Origin of the sequence: Parasphingopyxis lamellibrachiae, assembly GCF_003385775.1 — a bacterium.
GTDB classification, from domain to species: Bacteria; Pseudomonadota; Alphaproteobacteria; order Sphingomonadales; family Sphingomonadaceae; genus Parasphingopyxis; species Parasphingopyxis lamellibrachiae.
The window spans coordinates 330,006-351,432 of sequence record NZ_QRDP01000004.1 but is presented as its reverse complement, the minus strand read 5'-3'; the positions used below and the strand labels follow the sequence as shown (position 1 = coordinate 351,432).

The 21,427-nt window shown below is 59.6% G+C and carries 22 protein-coding genes; 1 reads left to right on the top strand and 21 read right to left on the bottom strand.

Annotated elements, in window-relative coordinates:
• Positions 1-96 precede the first annotated feature (96 nt).
• Entirely contained in the window at positions 97-2,388 is a 2,292-nt protein-coding gene (locus DFR46_RS01860; RefSeq protein ID WP_116234910.1) for a coiled-coil domain-containing protein, read from the top strand.
• Positions 2,389-2,409: 21 nt separating this feature from the next.
• Here the strand turns inward: DFR46_RS01860 and DFR46_RS01855 are convergent, their stop codons facing one another.
• The 21 genes from DFR46_RS01855 to ndhC all read right to left on the bottom strand — a co-directional run bounded on the left by DFR46_RS01855 (position 2,410) and on the right by ndhC (position 21,368).
• A complete protein-coding gene (locus DFR46_RS01855; RefSeq protein ID WP_116234909.1) occupies positions 2,410-2,694 on the bottom strand; it encodes a DUF1467 family protein in 285 nt (94 codons plus the stop codon).
• Positions 2,695-2,696: 2 nt separating this feature from the next.
• Complete coding sequence (locus DFR46_RS01850; RefSeq protein ID WP_116234908.1) at positions 2,697-4,334, bottom strand: ribonuclease J; 1,638 nt, start codon at positions 4,332-4,334, stop codon at positions 2,697-2,699.
• Positions 4,335-4,340: 6 nt separating this feature from the next.
• Complete coding sequence (locus DFR46_RS01845; protein ID WP_116234907.1) at positions 4,341-5,117, bottom strand: type III pantothenate kinase; 777 nt, start codon at positions 5,115-5,117, stop codon at positions 4,341-4,343.
• Positions 5,118-5,127: 10 nt separating this feature from the next.
• Complete coding sequence (locus tag DFR46_RS01840; protein ID WP_116234906.1) at positions 5,128-5,835, bottom strand: biotin--[acetyl-CoA-carboxylase] ligase; 708 nt, start codon at positions 5,833-5,835, stop codon at positions 5,128-5,130.
• Positions 5,836-5,858: 23 nt separating this feature from the next.
• Positions 5,859-7,301: an NADH-quinone oxidoreductase subunit NuoN gene (gene nuoN / locus DFR46_RS01835; RefSeq protein ID WP_211306360.1), complete on the bottom strand. Its 1,443-nt coding sequence runs from the start codon at positions 7,299-7,301 to the stop codon at positions 5,859-5,861.
• Complete coding sequence (locus tag DFR46_RS01830) at positions 7,301-8,842, bottom strand: NADH-quinone oxidoreductase subunit M (RefSeq protein WP_245953881.1); 1,542 nt, start codon at positions 8,840-8,842, stop codon at positions 7,301-7,303. Before DFR46_RS01830 ends, nuoN begins: the two co-directional genes overlap by 1 nt.
• Before the next feature lie 29 nt (positions 8,843-8,871).
• The gene (gene nuoL / locus DFR46_RS01825; RefSeq protein WP_116234904.1) at positions 8,872-10,860 is read right to left on the bottom strand and encodes an NADH-quinone oxidoreductase subunit L; all 1,989 of its coding nucleotides are present in this window, start codon (positions 10,858-10,860) and stop codon (positions 8,872-8,874) included.
• Between the two features lie 5 nt (positions 10,861-10,865).
• Positions 10,866-11,171, bottom strand: a complete 306-nt coding sequence (nuoK, locus tag DFR46_RS01820; protein ID WP_116234903.1) for an NADH-quinone oxidoreductase subunit NuoK — start codon at positions 11,169-11,171, stop codon at positions 10,866-10,868.
• Between the two features lie 13 nt (positions 11,172-11,184).
• Positions 11,185-11,796, bottom strand: a complete 612-nt coding sequence (locus DFR46_RS01815; RefSeq protein WP_116234902.1) for an NADH-quinone oxidoreductase subunit J — start codon at positions 11,794-11,796, stop codon at positions 11,185-11,187.
• A gap of 35 nt (positions 11,797-11,831) precedes the next feature.
• Positions 11,832-12,317 (bottom strand): NADH-quinone oxidoreductase subunit NuoI, encoded by a 486-nt coding sequence (nuoI, locus tag DFR46_RS01810; RefSeq protein WP_116234901.1) that lies wholly within the window; start codon positions 12,315-12,317, stop codon positions 11,832-11,834.
• Entirely contained in the window at positions 12,314-13,366 is a 1,053-nt protein-coding gene (nuoH, locus tag DFR46_RS01805) for an NADH-quinone oxidoreductase subunit NuoH (protein ID WP_116234900.1), read from the bottom strand. The genes nuoI and nuoH overlap by 4 nt, the downstream gene beginning before the upstream one ends.
• The gene (gene nuoG / locus DFR46_RS01800) at positions 13,363-15,378 is read right to left on the bottom strand and encodes an NADH-quinone oxidoreductase subunit NuoG (protein ID WP_116234899.1); all 2,016 of its coding nucleotides are present in this window, start codon (positions 15,376-15,378) and stop codon (positions 13,363-13,365) included. The genes nuoH and nuoG overlap by 4 nt, the downstream gene beginning before the upstream one ends.
• Positions 15,371-15,742, bottom strand: coding sequence for a hypothetical protein (locus DFR46_RS01795; RefSeq protein ID WP_116234898.1), 372 nt, complete (start codon positions 15,740-15,742; stop codon positions 15,371-15,373). The genes nuoG and DFR46_RS01795 overlap by 8 nt, the downstream gene beginning before the upstream one ends.
• The gene (gene nuoF, locus DFR46_RS01790; protein WP_116234897.1) at positions 15,739-17,037 is read right to left on the bottom strand and encodes an NADH-quinone oxidoreductase subunit NuoF; all 1,299 of its coding nucleotides are present in this window, start codon (positions 17,035-17,037) and stop codon (positions 15,739-15,741) included. Before nuoF ends, DFR46_RS01795 begins: the two co-directional genes overlap by 4 nt.
• Positions 17,030-17,227, bottom strand: a complete 198-nt coding sequence (locus DFR46_RS14665; RefSeq protein WP_147297597.1) for a hypothetical protein — start codon at positions 17,225-17,227, stop codon at positions 17,030-17,032. The genes nuoF and DFR46_RS14665 overlap by 8 nt, the downstream gene beginning before the upstream one ends.
• Positions 17,227-17,907, bottom strand: a complete 681-nt coding sequence (locus DFR46_RS01785) for a complex I 24 kDa subunit family protein (RefSeq protein ID WP_116234896.1) — start codon at positions 17,905-17,907, stop codon at positions 17,227-17,229. Before DFR46_RS01785 ends, DFR46_RS14665 begins: the two co-directional genes overlap by 1 nt.
• Positions 17,907-18,275, bottom strand: a complete 369-nt coding sequence (locus tag DFR46_RS01780; protein WP_116237091.1) for a cupin domain-containing protein — start codon at positions 18,273-18,275, stop codon at positions 17,907-17,909. Before DFR46_RS01780 ends, DFR46_RS01785 begins: the two co-directional genes overlap by 1 nt.
• Positions 18,276-18,471: 196 nt before the next feature.
• Positions 18,472-19,704, bottom strand: coding sequence for an NADH-quinone oxidoreductase subunit D (locus DFR46_RS01775; protein WP_116234895.1), 1,233 nt, complete (start codon positions 19,702-19,704; stop codon positions 18,472-18,474).
• The gene (locus tag DFR46_RS01770; RefSeq protein WP_116234894.1) at positions 19,704-20,444 is read right to left on the bottom strand and encodes an NADH-quinone oxidoreductase subunit C; all 741 of its coding nucleotides are present in this window, start codon (positions 20,442-20,444) and stop codon (positions 19,704-19,706) included. Before DFR46_RS01770 ends, DFR46_RS01775 begins: the two co-directional genes overlap by 1 nt.
• 4 nt (positions 20,445-20,448) lie before the next feature.
• Positions 20,449-20,988, bottom strand: coding sequence for a NuoB/complex I 20 kDa subunit family protein (locus DFR46_RS01765; RefSeq protein WP_116234893.1), 540 nt, complete (start codon positions 20,986-20,988; stop codon positions 20,449-20,451).
• Complete coding sequence (gene ndhC, locus DFR46_RS01760) at positions 20,979-21,368, bottom strand: NADH-quinone oxidoreductase subunit A (RefSeq protein ID WP_245953605.1); 390 nt, start codon at positions 21,366-21,368, stop codon at positions 20,979-20,981. Before ndhC ends, DFR46_RS01765 begins: the two co-directional genes overlap by 10 nt.
• Positions 21,369-21,427 lie beyond the last annotated feature (59 nt).

Here is a 21,427-nt window from a genome sequence, read left to right as displayed (position 1 = left end):
TGTGGCTGTAACGCATCGCCGTTAACGCTCCGTTGCCGAGCAAGGCTTTCGAACCCTTAAAAACATGGTAAACACGCAAAATATAGGGGAATTGCGATGGCCGAACCAGCGAACGACATTGTCGAGCTCGAAACCACGACGGACACTGCGGGAGAGCAAGCCGCCGCACCCGCCGGCCATGCCGAATGGATCGACGAGGACAGGCGGGACTTCGAGCTGGAAAGCCCCGGCATCGCTGAACGCCTGCCCGCCGCCGCGATCATCCTGTCAGCCATTGCATGGTCGGTTTTTGTCGGCTGGGCCGCTTATTCCAGCATCGCCGTTGAAACGCCCAGCATGACGCAGGTCGCGAACTGGATCGCGATCGCCTGTGTTCCGCTTGCCCTTCTGGGTATTGCCTGGATAGCGATACAGCGCACGAGCAGGCGCGAAGCGATCCGCTTCGGACGAACCTCGGAAGCGATGCGCGCCGAAGCCAGACGGCTCGACAACGCGATGGCCCTTGCCGCGAGTCAGTTGGCCGAAATCCGCGAAGGCGTCTCGGTCGAAGCCGACAGGCTTCTGGCGCTCGGCGACGAAGCGGCCGGACGGCTGAATGTCATTGGCGATACCATGCGGGACGCCAGCACCGCTATTGAAGAGAAATCCGGACTGCTCGACCGCGCGACCAAATCCGCGCGCGAGGATGTCGATATCCTGATGGCAGATCTGCCACGTGCGGAGCAACAGGCGCGCGCCGTGAGCACCGGATTGCGCGAAGCCGGAATAAACGCGCATGAGCAGGCAGCATCGCTCGATACGCAGCTATTGACGCTCAAGTCGCGCGGCGAACAGGCCAAGGAAATCGCGAACGGGGCGGCGCAATCGCTGGCCGCCAACCTGGCACGGATCGAAGGCGTGGCCGAAGTGTCGGCAAACCGGCTCAACGCAACAAGCGACGAGATCAATACGGCAGTGGATGCCGTGCTAGAACGGTCCAGCGCCGCGGTCGAGGATACCCGCCGGATTGTCGATGAAATCGGTTCCGCGCTGACGGCCATGATAGAGAATGCGCGAACCAGTTTCAGCCAGGAAGGCGAGGAAGCCGCCGCCACGCTCGATCAGCGCATCACCGCCACCACCGAAGCGTTGACGGCGTTCGACGCGCAATTGTCGGCGCAGCGCGCCGCGACGGTTACCGTATTGGGCGATCTCGACAGCGGCCTTGGCGATATCGAAGGGCGGCTGGAAAACCTCTCGCAGGACGGAGCCGAGCACGCCCGCAAACTGGGCGAAGAGCTGACCACGCTGAGCAGCGGCATGGCCGCGCTTGGCGAGAATATCGGTGGCAATGACGAGGCCACCGAACGCCTGATCTCCCGCGCCGCCGAAGTAAAGGCCGCGCTGGACCTCAGCGCCGACGCTCTCAAGGACGCCCTGCCCCAGGCTTTTACGCATACCGAAACCCGGGCCGATCAGTTGAAAGCCGCGATAACCGGCATAACGCCCGATCTCGAAACGCTGCAACAGCTGGCGGAAGATACGCGAAGCTATATTGGCGTGAGCGGCGAAAGCCTGGAAGAACAGCGCCTCGCCATCACGGCATTTGTCGACCAAGTCGGCGAACGGATTACGGCGATGCGCACCGATATCGGTAGCATCGAAAGCGGGCTGACCCAATCTGCACAACAGGCCGAGAGCATCGCCGATGGAGCTGCGCCGCGACTGATCGAAACCCTGATGCAGGTGCGCGAAACCGCAGATCAGGCCGCCGAAAAGGCGCGCGCCGCCTTTGGGGAGATCATCCCGCAAAGTGCCGCGGCGCTGAGCGAGGCTACGCAACTCGCAATGACCGAAGCGCTGGGCGAAAATGTCGAGAGCCGGATCGCCGATCTGACCGCAGCCTCGGAGAAGGCGGCGACTGCGGCGCAGGAAGCGATGGCAGATCTCGACACGAAAATTGCGGAGATCGAAAACCGCAGCACGGCGCTTCAAAGCCAGCTCAAGGAGAGCGAAAACGAGGCCGAAGAAGCCAGTCTGGACAGTTTTGCGCGGCGCGTAACCCTGCTGATCGAATCGCTAAACTCAACGGCTATCGATGTCAGCAAAATCCTGTCCAACGAAGTAACCGACACGGCATGGGCGGCCTATCTCAAAGGCGATCGCGGGATATTTTCACGGCGTGCCGTCAGGCTTCTCGATACCGGCGAAGCCCGGGAGATTGTCGCGCAATACGAGAACAACAGCGAATTTCGCGATCATGTGAACCGCTATGTACATGATTTCGAGGCAATGCTGCGCCGCGTTCTCACAACGCGGGACGGATCGCCGCTGGCTGTGACATTACTCTCATCCGACAATGGCAAACTCTATGTCGCACTGGCCCAGGCGATAGAACGCCTGCGCTGACCACAGCAGGATGGGCGGGCATCAGCCCGTGTTGCGGATCGATTCCGGCTTGAGGAAATCAAGAAAATCGATGCCGACCCAACCATAGACGTAATTGGCGTAAAACAGCCCGAAACAGAAGGTCGCCAGGATTGTCGTGCGCAGGATGATACGTATCGCGCGGAACTGATGCGGCGCGCTTTCGGCATGGCCAGGCTCGGGCTCCACGCCCATTTCCCGATCGGTCTTGATGCCAAAGGGCAGGACGACGAAGAGGCAGAGAAACCAGAATAGAAAATAGACGGCGATCATCGACACCGGCTGCATGGCTAGACCTCCATCAACGACACATTGACCACGGGTTTCTTGCCCGTCCAATGGGTTGCCGTCCGGCGCACGGCAAGACGAACAGCCTCGCGCAATTTTTCCGGATCCCGGGCTCCCTTGCGCACGGCACCAGCCGCGGCCTCAACACACTCATCGATAAACTCTTCGCGCTCGGCCTCGATAGGAATGCCCGCCATGGAGAAGGATGGCGTGCCGGCAAGCTTGCCCTTGCCGTCCAGCGCCACGGCAATCGCGATGATGCCGCGCTGGGCAATGCGGCGGCGTTCGTTCATGGCCTCGCCATCGGCCGCGATAATCGTATCGCCGTCGAGCACGAGCCGGCCCGTGCGCTCATTGCCGATGATCGACGGGCCGTCAGGCGCCAGACGCACGACATCGCCATTTTGCTGGACAATAACCTTCGCGATGCCCTGCGCGCTCGCAAAACGCGCCTGTTCCGCCATGTGGCGCAACTCGCCATGAACCGGAACAAGCATTTCGGGCCGGATCCAGTCGTACATTTTGGCCAGCTCCGGTTTGCCGGGATGCCCCGACACATGAACCTCGGCCTGGCGGTCGGTGATGATCGGTATCTTCCGTGCGGCCAGCGCATTCTGTACGCGGCCGATAGCCAGTTCGTTGCCCGGAATCTGCTTGGAGCTGAACACCACCAGATCGCCGCTATCGAGTTTCAGCGGGTGATTGTCTTCGGCGATCCGCGCCAGGGCGGCGCGCGCTTCGCCCTGCCCACCCGTCGCGATGATCAGCAATTCGCGGGGCGGCATGCGCATGGCCTCGTCGAAATCCACCGTTTCCGGGAAGTCCTTGAGATAGCCGGTCGCGCGTGCTTCGGTGAGAATCCGGTTGAGCGACCGCCCCGCAACGCAAACCTTGCGCCCGGTTTCCTGCGCGATCCGGCCCAGCGTCTGAAGGCGCGCGGCGTTGGAGGCAAAGGTCGTCACCAGAACGCGTCCCGTGCCGGCCGAGATAACTTCCGACAGACCCGCTTTCACCGCGCCTTCGCTACCGGACACCTTGTCGTTGAACACATTGGTCGAATCGCAGACCATCGCCAGGATACCGTCATCGCCGATCGCGCTCAGCTGCTCGGCGGAGGCAGGCACGCCGGTTTGCGGATCCGCATCCAGCTTCCAGTCCCCAGTATGGAAGATACGGCCATGCGGCGTATCGATGACCAGCGCATTGCCTTCGAGGATCGAATGCGCCACCGGCACGTAGCGGAAACCGAACGGTCCAAGATCGAACGCCCCCTCATTTTCGATGACGTTGAGTTTGATCTCGTCGAGCAGCCCCGCCTCTTCCAGCTTCCGGCGGATCAAACCCGCCGTAAATGGCGTCGCATAGAGCGGGACGCCGAGATCGCCCGCCAGATAAGGCAGCGCACCGATATGGTCTTCATGGCCATGGGTCAGCACGATACCGAGAAGGTCCTCCGCACGATCCTCGATAAATTCGAGATCGGGCAGGACCAGCTCGATCCCCGGATAATAGGGATCGCCAAAGGTCATGCCGCAATCGACCATGACCCATTTGCCCTGGGTTCCGTAGAGATTGACATTCATGCCGATCTCGCCCGACCCGCCAAGTGCGAGGAAAAGCAGTTCGTTTTTGGGGTTCATGCTGGCCTATCTAGACCTTTGGTAGAGCATAGCCAGCCCCTGAATAGTGAGATCGGGTTCGATAACATCGAAAATCTCGGTATGCTCGTCAAACAGCGTAGCCAGACCGCCGGTGGAGATGACCTTGGTCGGTCGGCCGATTTCCGCCTTTACCCGCGAAATCAGCCCCTCGATCATCGCGACATAGCCCCAGAATACGCCGATATGCATCTGCTCTTCCGTTGTTGTGCCGATCACGGTTTTGGTTTCGGTCGGTGCCTCGATGGCGATCCGCGGCAGCATGGCCGCCGCGCTCACAAGCGCATCAAGGGACAGGTTGATACCCGGTGCGATTATGCCGCCCTTATAGCTGCCGTCATAATCGACAATATCGAAGGTGGTCGCCGTCCCGAAGTCGATCACAATCAGGTCTTCGGGATGTAGGCTGTGCGCGGCAATCGCGTTAATCACCCGGTCCGCGCCCACCGTATGCGGTTCGGGCACATCGAGCCGGATACCCCATTCGGCAGGAGCCTGCCCGGCAATGAGCACCTCTGCATCGAAATATTTGGTGGCAAGCACTTCCAGATTATGGAGTGCGCGGGGTACGACCGTGGCGATCATGACGGCCTCGATGGTCTTCGGATCGAATTCTTCCAGCGCCATCAGGTTATGCAGCCAGACCGCATATTCATCGCCCGTACGTTTGGGGTCAGTTGCGATCCGCCAACGGGCGACGATCTCACCATCTTTGACGAGCGCAAAGACGACATTGGTGTTTCCGGCATCGATAGCAAGCAGCATCAGCAGGTCCTCAGATCAGGAAAACATCGCCAGCATGCATGACATGGACGGCCCCATCCGCCAAGCGCAGACGCAGCGCGCCGTCTGCGTCCATCCCGTCGAACACGCCGTCGATTTTCCGGCCGGAAGGATCATGCACCGTCAGCGCAGCGCCCCTGGGATGTGCACGGGCGAGCCATTGCTCGCGGATTGCTCCAAGCCCCGGCTCCCGCCATTTGGCCACCCATTTGGCGAAGCTGTCGGCCAGTTCCCGTAGAAAAATATCGGGCATTGGCGCCATTCCATAAGCGGCAAGGCTGGTCGCCGGACGATCAAGATTATCGGGGTGCCCGACAAGATTGACTCCGATACCGATAACAACTGCCTCATTTTCACGCTCGAGGAGGATGCCTGACAGTTTGGCGCCATCAAGGAGCAGGTCGTTCGGCCATTTGAGCGTCAGCGCGCTGTGCATCTCCTCGCCCAGGAAAGCTGCGACCGCATCGTACAGGGCAAGTGAGGCGACAAGCGCCAGGCTAGCGGAAGGCGGATCGCCCTCACCCGTCCGCACCAATGTACTGGCAAACAGATTGCCGGAGGGAGAAACCCAGTTCCGCCCTTGCCGCCCCCGGCCAGCAAGTTGGCGATCCGCACGCAACCAGAAACCTTCGGCCTCGCCCGCGCGGGCCAGCGCCATCACATCGTCATTGGTGGAGCCGGTCTCGGCAACCGTCTGGATGCGAGCGGTCAGAACAACCGTCCCTAGAAAAGGGCCTGGGCAGCATTGCCCGCCGTTAGCGCCAGAAACGGCACGAGCAGATAGCCGAGCGGTGAAACCGTTGCGGCCGTCACTGCGATCAGACCATTTTCAACAACCGAATTCGCCGGCGCATAGGGTGCGGCCGCATCGTCGAAGTAAATTGTCTTGATGATGCGGAGATAATAATAGGCGCCGATCACCGAGAGAGCGATACCGATCACCGCCAGCGGGAAAAGCCCCGCCGCCACAGCGGCATCGAACACCAGGAACTTGCCCCAGAAGCCAAGAAGCGGCGGAATGCCTGCCAGGCTGAACATGAATATCGCAAAAGCCGCAGCGAGCGCCGGCTGCGATTTAGAGAGGCCTGCAAGACTGGCAATATCCTCGACCGGCCTGCCTTGCGCATCGCGCATCTGCAACACGCAGAGGAAGCTGCCCAGGGTCATCACGACATAAATCGCCATGTAGGACAAGGTCGCGGCAACGCCCGCCTGTGTTCCGGCGGCAATGCCGATCAGCGCGAATCCGATATTGTTGATCGAGCTATAGGCGAGCAGGCGTTTAACGTTGGATTGGCCGATAGCCGCAACCGCGCCCAGCGCAATCGACGCCAGAGCTACGAATATAACAATCTGCTGCCAGGCATCGGTCGCCGGAGCGAGCGCATCGAACATCACGCGAATGGCAAGCGCCACGGCGGCGATCTTGGGCGCAGTGGCGAAGAAAGCCGTAACCGGGGTCGGCGCGCCTTCGTAAACATCTGGTGTCCACATATGGAACGGCACGGCGCTTATCTTGAAGGCAAGACCGGCAAGCACGAACACAAGACCGAACAGCTCACCCATCGACAGACCGGAGGCCATGGCGGCGCCGATCCCTTGATAGCTGGTCGTACCGGTGAAGCCGTAAATCAGCGACACGCCGTAGAGCAGGATGCCGCTGGCAAGCGCACCGAGCACGAAATATTTGAGGCCGGCTTCGGCGGAACGCGTATCCTGCCGCATGAAGCTCGCCAGCACATAGGCGGCAAGGCTCTGCATCTCGAGGCCGATATAGAGCATCATCAGGTCGCCGGACGAAACCATGAAGCCCATGCCGAGCGCGGAGAGCAGGATCAGGATTGGATATTCAGGCCGCATTTCGCCGCGCCGGTCAAAGAAGCGGGGCGCCATGAGAATGGCAATCGCGGCCGAAGCGTAAATCAGCACCTTGGAGAAGGTGGAAAAGGCATCGGCATAATACAGGCCGCCGAATACTGCGCCGCCGTTGCCCGCTGGCCCCAGCAGAGCCAAACCGCAAGCGATGAGCATCAGCACCGCATAGATGCTGACCCGGCGACCAAGATCGGGCTTGTTGCTGAAGGCGGCAACCAGCAGCAGATCGGTCGCGCCGAGCGTCAGGATCAGCTCGGGCAGGACAACGAGAAGGCTTTCAAGCATGGTCATCAGTGCGCGCCCTCCGCTTCATGGCTTTCGCTTCCGCCATGCTCGGCTTCGGCGGGCAGGCCTTCGCCCATGATAAGCTGTGCATCGCCCGGCGGGTTGGCGCGTTCGATACGCTCGAGCAGTACGCCGACATCATCGCGGATCGGAGCGAGGAAGCTTTCGGGATAGACGCCCATCCACAGGACAACGGCTGCAATCGGTGCCAGCGTCGCCATCTCGCGCATCGAGAGATCGGGCATCGCTTTCACATCTTCCTTTTCAAGCGTGCCGTAGCAAATCCGCCAGTAGAGATAGAGCATATAGGCCGCGCCAAGGATGATACCCGTGGTCGCGACAAAGGCGACCCAGCTGTTCGCTTCATAGGCGCCGACCAGGGCCAGGAACTCACCGACAAAGCCGCTCGTGCCCGGTAGGCCGACCGAAGCCATGGTGAACAGCATGAAGAGGATGGCATATTTCGGCATATTGTCCGAAAGCCCGCCATAACGATCAATCTCGCGCGTATGGAGGCGATCATAGATCACGCCGACACACAGGAAGAGCGCGGCCGAGACGAGGCCATGGCTGAGCATGACGATCATCGCGCCTTCGATACCCTGCCGGTTAAAGGCGAACAGGCCGATCGTGACAAAGGCCATATGGGCGACCGACGAATAGGCGATCAGCTTCTTCATGTCCTGCTGCACCAGCGCAACGAGCGAAGTGTAGACCACCGCAACCATCGACAGGCCGAACACGATCCAGACCAGATCGGCAGACGCTTCCGGGAACATCGGCAGCGAGAAGCGGATAAAGCCGTATCCGCCCATTTTCAGGAGCACACCGGCAAGAATGACCGAGCCCGCTGTCGGTGCCTGCACATGGGCGTCAGGCAGCCAGGTATGCACCGGCCACATCGGCATTTTCACGGCGAAGCTGGCGAAGAAGGCCAGCCAGAGCCAGGTTTGCGCATTGGCCGGGAAGTCATAGGCCATCAGGGTCGGAATGTCCGAAGTCCCCGCCTGCTGCACCATCCACAGCATCGCGATCAGCATCAGCACTGACCCCAAAAGCGTGTAGAGGAAGAATTTATAGCTGGCGTAGATCCGCTCGGCACCGCCCCAGATACCGATGATCAGGTACATCGGGATCAGGCCGGCCTCGAAGAAGATGTAGAAGAGGAACAGATCCTGCGCAGTGAACACGCCGATCATCAGCGATTCCATCAGCAGAAACGCCGCCATATATTCCGGCACGCGCGTCTGGATGGATTTCCAGCTGGCCAAAATGCAAATCGGCATCAGGAACACCGAGAGCATGATCAGCATCAGCGAGATGCCGTCTATGCCCAACGCCCAGGCAAAGCGCCCGAAAACTGGATAGCTCTCGACAAACTGCCATTGGGGTCCGCCAATCTCGTAAGTCAGCCACAGGCCGATGCCGAGCAGGAAGGTCAGCAGCGTCGTGCCAAGCGCGAGCACCCGCGCCTTCTGCGCTTTCGCTTCGCTCTGACCCGGCCATATCAGGCAGAGCAATGCGCCCGCCAGTGGCAGGCCGATCATCAGCGACAAGATGGGAAAATCGAGCTGGTTCACCGCGTAATCGCCCAGGTTGCGCCCGCCGCCAATCCGATCAGCATGACAAGCGCATAGGTGTAGAGATAACCGGACTGGAAGCGCCGCGTGACGGTGCTGCCGCTCGCGACAAGCGCCGAGACGCCATCAGGCCCAAACCGGTCGATAAAGCCCTTGTCGCCGCGCTTCCAGAAGAAGCGACCGATCGCGAAGGCCGGCTTGACGAACAGAACGTTGTAGAGCTCGTCGATATACCATTTGTTGAGCAGGAAGGCGTGGAGGACGCGGAACTGCGCGACAAATCTCGCTGGCCAGTCAGTGTAGCGAATATAGGCGAGCCAGGCGATGACGAGGCCAATCAGCATGGCCACCGTAGACGCCAGTTTTACCCACATCGGCACGCCATGAAGTTCGTGAATCAAATGCTCGTTGAAGGCGACGCTACCAGCCCAGAACGCTTCGCTGTCGACAAATTCATGGGTGAAGACATACCCTGCGAATACGGCGCCAACAGACAGCGACAGCAGCGGAACCAGCATCGCCCAACCGCTTTCATGGGGGTGATAGCCGCCCGTGCCGTCGCCTGTATCCTTGCCGCCATGATCATGAACCGCATGCTGGACATGTTCGGACGTTCCCCAGCGGGCCTTGCCGAAAAAGGTCATGAAGATCAGGCGCCAACTATAGAAGCTGGTGAGCAGGGCCGCGAAAACCAGCGTGAAGAAGGCGATGCCGCCAAGGCTGCTTTCGCTCGCAAAAGCCGCTTCGATAATCGCGTCTTTCGAATGGAAGCCGGCAAAGCCTGCATGAAGCCAGACGACGCCCACCCCGGTAATCGCCAGCGTACCGATCATCATCGTCCAGAAGGTGATCGGAATTTCTTTACGCAGCGCGCCATAGTGCCGCATGTCCTGCTCATGATGCATGGAGTGGATCACCGAACCCGCGCCGAGGAACAGTAGCGCCTTGAAGAAAGCGTGGGTGAAGAGGTGGAACATGGCGATGCCATATGCCCCAACGCCGACGGCCACGAACATATAGCCCAGCTGCGAACAAGTTGAGTAGGCGATCACCCGCTTGATATCGGTTTGCGTGGTGCCGACCGTTGCAGCAAAGAAAGCGGTAAGCAGCCCGAAAAAGGTCACCACCAACAATGCGGTTTCGCTCGTTTCGAACATCGGCGACAGGCGACACACCATGAACACGCCGGCCGTGACCATCGTCGCGGCATGGATCAGCGCTGAAACGGGCGTCGGGCCCTCCATCGCGTCGGGCAGCCAGGTATGCAGGCCGAACTGTGCAGATTTGCCCATCGCGCCCACGAAGAGCAGCAAGCAGAGCAGCGTCATCGTGTCGAGACGATAGCCGAGGAAACCAATGGTCGATCCGGCCATGGCCGGTGCCGCTTCGAGGATTTCGGGAATCGAGACGGTGCCGAAAACCATGAAGGTTCCGAAAATGCCGAGCGAGAAACCAAAGTCCCCCACCCTGTTCACCACGAATGCCTTGATCGCGGCGGCATTGGCACTGGGCTTGTGATACCAGAAACCGATGAGGAGGTAAGAGGCAAGGCCCACCCCTTCCCAACCGAAGAACATCTGCACCAGATTGTTCGACGTCACCAGCATCAGCATGGCGAAGGTAAAGAGCGAGAGATAGGCGAAGAAGCGGGGCTGATCCGGATCTTCGTCCATATAGCCCCAGCTGTAGAGGTGAACGAGCGAGGAAACGCTGGTCACGACGACGAGCATTACGGCGGTCAGCGTATCGACGCGCAGGCTCCATGCGACATCAAGATCGCCAGAACGTATCCAGTCGAATATTGGCGCGACATAGGCCGTCTGCCCGCCAACCAGAAAATCGAGAAAGATCGGCCAGCTAAGAGCGCATGCAACGAACAGCGCGCCCGTTGTCAGGATTTTCGCGGCAAAATTGCCGATCATCCGGTTGCCAAGGCCCGCGATGATGGCCGCGAGCAGCGGCAGGAAGACGATGAGCTGGATCATAAGGGTCAGCCCTTCATCCGGTTGACATCGTCAACGGCGATGGTGCCGCGACCACGGAAATAGATGACGAGAATGGCAAGACCGATAGCCGCTTCACCCGCCGCAACGGTCAGCACGAACATCGCGAATACCTGCCCGACAATATCACCGAGAAAGGCGCTGAATGCGACAAGGTTGATGTTCACGGCGAGCAGGATCAGCTCGATCGCCATCAGGATGATGATAATATTCTTCCGGTTCAGGAAAATGCCGAGAACGCCCATCACAAACAGGATAGCGCCGACTACCAGATAGTGGCCCAAGCCGATCATTGGGAAGCTCCGATCACAGTTCGACCCCCTTGCCCACTTCAGGCTGTGTGTTGCGTGTAGCGTCTTCGGGACGGCGTTTGATCTGCTTGCTGATATTTTGCGGGCGGACCCCGCCGCGTTCGCGGTGGGTCAGGACGATTGCCCCGACCATCGCAACAAGGAGAACAATGCCCGCCCCTTCGAACACCAGCAGGTAGCGGTCATACAACGCCCGACCGATAGCTTCGATATTGGGCATATCGGGATCGATCGTGCCCATCCGCGTGTCCGGGCCGATATCGGCGAAATTCCAGACGCCGACCGCGAAAATCATCTCGCACAGCAGCACCACCGCAATCAGCAGCCCAAAGGGCAGATAGCGGGTGAACCCAGCGCGCAGCTCCGCAAAATCGATGTCGAGCATCATCACAACAAACAGGAACAGCACCGCGACGGCGCCGACATAGACGATGACAAGCAGCATCGCGATAAACTCCGCGCCGATCAGCAGCATCAGCCCCGCCGCGTTGAAAAAGGCAAGGATAAGCCAGAGCACCGAATGCACAGGATTACGTGACACGATGGTCAGCGCGCCCGAGGCAATCACGATGGTTGCGAAAAGATAGAAGGCGAAGGCCTGAATCACGTTATCTTGGGACCCCTGTAAGAATCGGCTGCGGCTTAACGGTAGGGCGCATCGGCGGCAAGGCTCGCGGCGATTGCGCGCTCCCATTTGTCGCCATTGGCCAGCAATTTATCCTTGTCGTAGAGCAACTCCTCCCGCGTTTCGGTTGCATATTCGAAATTCGGACCCTCGACGATGGCATCGACGGGGCAGGCCTCCTGGCACAATCCGCAATAGATGCATTTCGTCATGTCGATATCATAACGCGTCGTCCGGCGGCTGCCATCTTCGCGCGGTTCGGCCTCGATGGTGATCGCCTGGGCCGGGCAAACCGCCTCGCACAATTTGCAGGCGATGCAGCGTTCCTCGCCGTTCGGATAGCGGCGCAGCGCATGTTCGCCCCGGAACCGCGGCGAGATCGGGTTCTTCTCATAGGGATAGTTGATCGTCGCCTTTGGCTTGAAGAAATATTTGAGCGTCAGGACATGCGCCTTGACGATTTCCCACAGCGTGAAGCTTTTTATGAGATGCGCGAGGCTCACAGCACGCCTCCATATCTTGTCAGCATGAGATAACCGGACACCAGCACAACCCAAAAGAGCGACAGCGGCAGGAAGACTTTCCAGCCAAGACGCATAAGCTGATCATAGCGGTAACGCGGCACGGTCGCCTTCACCCAGCTGAAGATGAAGAAGAAGATCAGTATTTTCAGGAACAGCCAGAAAATGCCCGGGACCACATAGAGCGGCGCCCAGTCTACCGGCGGGAGCCATCCACCCCAGAAGAGCACGGCATTGAGCGCGCACATCAGAATGACATTGGCATATTCGCCGAGCCAGTAGAGCGCGAAGCTCATCGAGCTATATTCGGTCTGATAGCCGGCAACGAGTTCGCTCTCTGCTTCGGTCAGATCGAACGGAGCGCGCGCGGTTTCCGCCAGCGCGGAGATAAAGAAAACCACAGCCATCGGGAACAGCAGCGGGTTAAAGGCGAAACCGTTGATGAAGCCGAAGACATGGCCCTGCTGCGCGGTGATGATCGTCTGCATGTTGAACGAACCGGCAAACATCACGACGGACAGCAACACAAAGCCGATAGAGACCTCATAGCTCACCATCTGCGCAGCGCCGCGAAGCGCCGAATAGAATGGATATTTGGAGTTGGAGGCCCAGCCCGCAATCACGATCCCGTATACACCCAGCGAACTCGCCGCGAGCACGTAGAGCAGGCCGACATTGATATTGGCGAGCACCATGTCCTCGCCGAACGGGATCACCGCCCAGGCGATCAAGGCCACGGTAAAGGTTATAATCGGCGCGATCAGAAAAAGGCCACGATTCGCGGCGCTCGGAATGATGGTTTCCTGCAGGAACACCTTCAGGCCGTCCGCAAAGCTCTGGAGCAATCCAAACGGCCCAACGACATTGGGCCCCTTGCGCAGCGCAATCGCCGCCCAGATCTTGCGATCGGCATAGATGATCATAGCAACGGCCAGCATAAGCGGCAGGGCGATGAGAAGGATGCCCGCGATGGTCGCAACGCCCCATGCCCATTCAAAGCTCATGCCGAGCGACTGGAAGAATTCAGTCATTCCGCAGCCTCCGCGAATTCTTCGCCATGGATGAGTTCGGCCGAGCAGCGCTGCATCGTCTCGCTGGCGCGGCAGATGGCGTTGGTCAGGTAGAAATCCTTGATCGGCAAGGCGATCGGTCCGCTCGGGGCACCGTCGGAAAGCTTGGGCGGCGCCCATTCATATTCAGCCAGGCCTTCATCGGCGAGCGCCGGGAATTCCGCCGCAATCGCATCTCGCAGCTGGTCGAGCGTATCGAAGGGCAGCGTGTTGCCGAGCGCATCGGAAAGCGCGCGGAAAATCGTCCAGTCCTCGCGCGCATCGCCGGGCGGGAACACCGCGCGGTTGCCGCGCTGGACCCGGCCTTCCAGATTGACCCAGGTACCGCTCTTCTCGGCATAGGAGGCACCAGGTAGGACAACATCCGCCTGCGCCGCGCCCTGCTCGCCATGATGGCCGACATAAACTTTGAATGCGCCAGAAAATGCTTCGAAATCAACGCCATCCGCACCGAGCAGGAAAAGCAACTCCGGATCGGCCGCGGCCAGATCGGCCGTGCCACCCGGCTGCGCCCAACCAAGCATCAGGCTGCCCATCCGCGCGGCGGAGAAGTGCAACACATTATAGCCATTCCAGCCATCCCGGATGAGATTGTAGGTATCGGCCAGCGCCAGCGAGGCAGCTTGCAGGCCCGGAACCATGATACCGCCCCCGCCGATGATCAGCGCTGGACGTTCGGCTGCCTTCAGCGCGTCGGCTGCATCTTCCGGCAAGTCCGCCGCCAGCGCGGCATCGTCGCCCAGCCATGTCACCGGATAGGTCAGGTCAATCTCAGGCCCGATCACGAAAACTTTCGCTCCAGCCTTCGCGGCTCTGCGGATGCGCGTGTTGACGAGCGGGGCTTCCCAGCGCGGATTGGTACCGATCAGCAGGATGGCATCGGCCTCTTCAATCCCAGCTATCGTCGTGTTGAAATTCACCGCCGCGAGATTGCTCGCGTCGTAATCCATGCCGTTCTGACGGCCTTCAATCTGCTTCGAACCAAGCCCCTCAAGCAGTTTCTGCGCAGCATACAGCGCTTCGACTTCCACCATGTCGCCGCCGATGGCAGCAACCTTGCTGCCCGCTTTCTTCGCAGCACCAGCAATCGCGGCAAAAGCATCCGCCCAGCTTGCGGTTTCAAGCTTGCCATTCTTGCGAACATAGGCCTTGTCGAGGCGGTTGCGATAAAGGCCGTCCACAGCATGGCGCGTCTTGTTGCTCGCCCATTCTTCGTTGACGTCCTCGTTGATCCGCGGGAGCGCGCGCAGCACTTCCCTGCCCCGGCTGTCGAGCCGGATGTTCGTTCCGACCGCGTCCATCACGTCGATCGACGGCGTCTTGCGCAGCTCCCATGGCCGCGCCTCGAAGGCATAGGGCCGTGCGGTCAGCGCGCCTACCGGGCAGAGATCGACGACATTCCCCGAAAGCTCGCTGGTCGCCGCATGCTCGAGATAGGTCGTGATTTCCATATTCTCGCCGCGCCCGACCGCGCCGATCTCCTCGACTCCGGCCACTTCCTGCGCAAAGCGGACGCAGCGCGTGCAGTGGATGCAGCGCGTCATCTCGGTCTTGACCACAGGTCCCATATATTTTTCGGTGACCGCGCGCTTGTTCATCTCATAGCGCGTATGGCCCTTGCCATAGGCCATGGCCTGATCCTGCAAATCGCATTCGCCGCCCTGATCGCAAATCGGACAATCGAGCGGGTGGTTGATGAGGAGAAACTCCATCACACCTTCACGCGCTTTTTTGACCATTTCGGTCGTCGTGAAAATCTCTTGACCCTCGGCAGCAGGCAGCGCGCAGCTTGCCTGCGGCTTGGGCGGCCCCGGCTTCACTTCGACAAGGCACATCCGGCAGTTACCAGCGATGCTCAGGCGTTCATGGTAACAGAAACGCGGGATTTCCTTGCCGGCAATCTCGCATGCCTGAAGCACGGTCGCGCCGTCGGGAACTTCGGTTGCGATACCGTCTACGGTGACTTTAGGCATTGCCTGCCCCCATATATTTCCAGGCGGGAACGACCGCGATCAGATACAGTATGAACAACGCCAGATAGCCCCAATCAAACCCGATAGAGGGACCGATCGACCCCTGCATATAGGGCGTGAGCGCGACCGCGAGGGTCGCCGCCAGATAAAGCCAGACCGCCCATTTCTTCCGGAAATACGTCAGGACCGCGCCGACCAGCGCAGCTGTGCCGGCAAATAGCGCCCAGACGGTCGCCGTATCACCGGACCAGCCGGTGGATGAACTGACAGCCAGATAGAGCGCGATCATGACCGCAGCCCAAGCGAGCGCGATGATGGCAACGATGGTTTTCATGATCCGGACAGGTTTTGCTGTGTCTTTCATTCCGCCGCCTCCAAAACTTCGCCCGCACCCGCATATTCGCGGATGCGCCGTTCCAGCTCCGGCCGGAAATGGCGGATCAGGCCCTGGATCGGCCAGGCAGCAGCATCGCCAAGCGCGCAGATGGTATGGCCTTCGACCTGTTTGGTGACTTCGTGGAGCATATCGATATCACTGATATCGGCCTTGCCTTCGCGCAGTCGCTCCATCATTCGCCACATCCAGCCGGTGCCTTCGCGGCACGGTGTGCACTGGCCGCAGCTTTCATGCTTGTAGAAATAAGAAATACGGCTGATCGCCCGGACGATATCGGTCGATTTGTCCATCACGATCACCGCCGCCGTGCCGAGGCCCGAGCCAAGTTCTTTTAGCCCGTCGAAATCCATCGGCGCGTCCATGATCTCGGCAGCGGGCACCAGCGGCACTGAGGAGCCGCCGGGGATCACCGCGAGCAGATTGTCCCAACCGCCCGTGATTCCGCCCGCATGTTTCTCGATCAGCTCGCGGAACGGGATGCTCATCGCCTCTTCGACGACGCAGGGACGCTCAACATGACCGGAAATCTGGAACAGCTTTGTGCCCTGATTGCCTTCACGCCCAATACCGGCAAACCAGCTCGGCCCGCGCCGGAGGATCGTCGGCACAACCGCGATCGACTCGACATTGTTGACTGTGGTCGGGCAGCCATACAGGCCCGCACCCGCCGGGAATGGCGGTTTTAGGCGCGGCTGGCCTTTTTTGCCTTCGAGGCTCTCCAGCAAGGCCGTTTCCTCGCCGCAGATATAGGCACCCGCGCCGCGATGGACGAAAACGTCGAAATCATAGCCGGACCCGCAGGCATTCTTGCCTATAAAGCCCTTGTCATAGGCTTGCTGTACCGCAGCGAAGAGAGTTTCAGCCTCGCGGATAAATTCGCCGCGAATATAGATATAGGCGGCACGTGCGCGCATCGCATATCCGGCGATCAGCGCCCCTTCGATGAGCTTTTGCGGGTCATGCCGCATGATCTCGCGATCCTTGCAGCTGCCCGGTTCGGACTCGTCGGCGTTGATGACGAGGAAGCTGGGACGACCGTCTTTGGATTCCTTCGGCATGAAGGACCATTTGAGGCCTGTCGGGAAGCCCGCACCACCGCGCCCGCGCAGCCCGCTCGCCTTAATTTCCTCGACGATATTGTCCTGGCCCTTGGCGATCAGGTCTTTCGTGCCATCCCAGTCGCCGCGTTTTATAGCCGCGTCGATGCCCCATGGCTGGAAGCCATAGACATTGGTGAAGATGCGATCCTTGTCGTCAAGCATTGCGCGACCTCATCCAGCGAATGAAAAAATACCAGAGCGGAGCCGCGAGCAACGAGACCACGATATGCTGCGCCAATGTGATATCACGGTTCATCACCACGTCGATAAGCACGTTCACGGCGAAAAAGGCTACGATAAAGGTTATCGTCGCCTGCATCAGCGTCATCGAGGAGAAGGGTCCGCTCGCCACTACGCATTTTCCCCTTGAGCCATCTCTTTCAGGGTGGTCGGGCCGCCTTCAGGGCAGCTAGTCTGGCGGTCGATCTGCGGACCCGGCGTTACCGGTTCGTCATTGCTCAGCTTTTCGAGAATATCGGTCATGCTGTCATAATCGAGATCTTCGAAATTATCGTCGTTGATCTGCACCATCGGCGCATTGGCGCAAGCGCCCAGGCATTCCACCTCGGTTAGCGTGAACAGGCCGTCCGGCGTCGTCTTTCCTTTGACAAGGCCCTTATTCTTGCAGGCCGCCATGACATCGTCGGAGCCGCGCAGCATACAGGGCGTCGTACCGCAGAGCTGCACATGGAAACGGCCAACCGGCACGATGTTGTACATCGTATAGAAGGTCGCGACCTCATAGGCGCGCATATAGGGCATGCCGAGCTGGGCGGCGACGAACTCGATCACCGGCATCGGCAGCCAGCCCTGCGTTTTCGTCTCCTCGCCAACCTGACGCTGGGCGAGATCAAGCAGCGGCATCACGGCAGAGGCCTGACGCCCCTCGGGATAGCGCGCGACAATTTCCTTCGCCTTGGCCGCATTCTCTTCGGTCCAGGCGAAAGCACCCCAGCGTTCCCGGATCGCGTCATTCTCAAGCGCGGTATCCGTCGAGGATTGGGAGAGCTTATCGTCGGGAAGGATCGTCATCAGATCGCCTCCAATGTGTCGCGGGTGCGGTCGGACGGATTGACGCCCGTGTTGGGCTCGCCTTCGCGATCCATGAACATCACATGGCATTCCTCTTCGCAGAAGGGCCGATGCTCGACGCCTTTGGGAACGACGATCATCTCACCTTTCCCCAGATGCTGCACGCCATCGCGAAATTCGATATCCAGTGCGCCGTCTAGAACGAGGAACAGCTCGTCGGTCTCGGCATGGCTATGCCAGTCGAAATCGCCCTTGAGCTTGGCGAGACGGACCTCACTATCGTTATACTTGGCTGCAATCCGCGGATTCCAGTGATCCGAAAATTGGGAGAGCTTGTCAGCAAAGTTGATGGTTTTGGCAGCAGTCATAGACTTGCCTTCCATACCTTACGAGCGGCTCGAATGTAGCTGCCGATCGCAAAACCAATCAAACCAACCAAGTAAAACAACGGCGGCCCCAACTGCAGGGATCGGCCAGTCACGATGGGATATACTATTGTATACACGCCGCAAAAAGCGACCAGCAGAAGAACAGGCATTGCTGTCTCTATGATGATCTGACGCCTCACCGGTCACACTCCCCGAACACCACATCGATAGCGCCCAGAATGACAGTCGCATCGGCGAGCATATGGCCCTTGCACATGAAATCCATGGCCTGGAGGTGCGAAAATGCAGTCGGGCGGATCTTGCAGCGATAGGGTTTGTTCGTCCCGTCACTCACCAGATAGACGCCGAATTCGCCCTTGGGGCTTTCGGTCGCGACATAGACTTCGCCAGCGGGCACATGAAAGCCCTCGGTATAGAGTTTGAAGTGATGGATCAGCGCTTCCATCGACTGCTTCATCTCGCCGCGTTTGGGCGGGACGATCTTGCGGTCGAGGCTCGCGACCGGGCCTTCCGGCATCTCGTTTATGCACTGGCGCATGATCCGCGCGGACTGGCGAACTTCCTCGACGCGGACCATGAAACGGTCATAGCAATCGCCGTTCGTGCCGACGGGGACGTCGAACTCCATCCGGTCGTAAACATCGTAAGGCTGCGCCTTGCGCAGATCCCAGGGAATGCCCGAGCCGCGCAGCATCGGCCCCGAAAAACCCCATTTCACGGCATCGTCCTTGGAGACGACGGCGATATCGACATTGCGCTGCTTGAAGATACGGTTGTCGACGACAAGGCTCATCGCATCTTCGTAGAGTTTCGGGAACGTATCGAGCCAGTCCGCCATATCGGCGAGCAGCTTGGGCGGCAGATCCTGATGCACACCGCCGGGCCGGAAATAGGCCGCATGCATGCGGGCACCTGAGGCGCGCTCGTAAAAGGCCATGGCCTGCTCGCGAATTTCGAACAGCCAGATATTGGGTGTCATCGCGCCGACGTCCATCACATGGCTGCCAAGGTTCAGACAGTGGTTGAGGATGCGGGTCAGCTCGGCAAAGAGGACGCGAATATATTGCGCGCGCAGCGGCACTTCGAGATCGAGCATTTTCTCGATCGCCAGCACATAGCTGTGCTCCATGCACATCGGCGACACATAATCGAGCCGGTCGAAATAGGGCAGCGCCTGCAGGTAGGTCTTGTGCTCGATCAGCTTCTCGGTGCCGCGATGGAGCAGGCCGACATGTGGATCGACACGCTCGACAATTTCGCCGTCCAGTTCCATCACCAGGCGCAGCACACCGTGCGCGGCCGGATGCTGCGGGCCGAAATTGATCGTATAGTTGGAAATCTGGGTGTCGCCGACCGTGGGATCGGCCTCGTCCGTCTGGCCCCGAATCTCTTCGAGATAGTCAGCCATTACGCATCCCCTCCCGCTTTGCCGGGTTCGTCGGATTTTTCAGCCGCCTTCGCGTCGGCTTTGGCACCAGCGCCCGTGTCTTTCGGACTTTCCGTGACTTTCGGCGTATCGACATCCGGCTCGCCTTCGGCCTTTTCATCGCCCGGCAGGATATATTCCGCGCCTTCCCAGGGACTCATGAAATCGAAGGTGCGGAAATCCTGGGCCAGCTCGACCGGCTCATAGATCACCCGCTTATGCTCTTCGGAATAGCGCATCTCGACATAGCCGGAGAGCGGAAAATCCTTGCGGAACGGATGGCCGCGAAAACCGTAGTCGGTAAGGATGCGGCGCAGATCGGAATTGCCCTCGAACAGCACACCGTACAAATCGAACACCTCGCGTTCGAGCCAGCCCGCGACGGGCCAGATATCAGTAATCGACGGCACCGGCATTTCCTCGTCCGTCGCAACCTTCACGCGGATCCGGTGATTGCGGGTCAGTGAAAGCAGATGATAGCAGACCTCGAATCGCTCCGGGCGTTCGGGATAGTCAACGCCGGCGATTTCCATCAGTTGCTGATAGCGCAAGCCTTTGCCGTCCCGCAGCGCGATCATCGCGTCGTGCAGCGCATCGCGCGCGACGGTGATCGAAATCTCTCCCATCGCTTCGACGGCATCGAGCAATGCATTGCCCAGCGCGGCTTTCACCGCATCGATCACGCCATCATTGGAGGCGATTACAGGAGCCGGAGACGCCATAACCCTATCGCTCTATCGTACCGACGCGGCGGATTTTCCGCTGCAATTGCATGACGCCGTATAGCAGCGCTTCCGCGGTTGGCGGACATCCGGGAATATAGATGTCGACCGGCACGATCCGGTCGCAGCCGCGCACCACGCTATAGCTGTAATGATAATAGCCGCCGCCATTGGCGCAGCTGCCCATCGAAATGACATATTTCGGCTCGGACATCTGATCGTATACGCGGCGCAAGGCCGGCGCCATCTTGTTGCATAGCGTGCCGGCGACGATCATCACGTCCGACTGCCGCGGGCTGGCCCGCGGTGCAGCGCCGAACCGCTCCATATCGTAGCGCGGCATATTGACCTGAATCATTTCGACCGCGCAGCAGGCAAGCCCGAAGGTCATCCACCACAGCGAGCCCGTGCGCGCCCAGGTGAAAAGATCCTCGGTCGACGTGACGAGGAAGCCTTTGTCCGCAACTTCCGAATTGATGTCCTTCAGGAAATCGGGGTCGGGCAGCGTACCGGCGGGCGGCGGGGCGTTGACTTCTATTCCCATTCCAGCGCTCCCACCTTCCAGGCATAGGCAAGGCCGATGGCAAGTTCCGCAAGGAACACCATCATCGCACCCCAGGCAACCCATCCCATATCGAACACGGTGACGGCCCAGGGAAACAAAAAGGCGACCTCAAGGTCAAAGATAATGAAGAGGATGGCCACCAGATAGAAGCGCACATCGAACTGGCCGCGAGAATCCTCGAACGCCGGAAAGCCGCACTCATACTCGGTCAGCTTGTTGGCATAGGGCTTGGACGCACCGGTAAATCTGGCGACAATCATCGGCAGGATGACAAAGGCTGTCGACAATAAAAGCGCGATTCCGAGAAACAGCAAGATCGGCAGATATTCAGCTAAATCAACGGCTATCGTTTCGGGCAAGGTTCAGGACTCGTGGTCGGAGTTGAATTGACGGCGCTTTTAGGCGTTGCCTCGCAGCA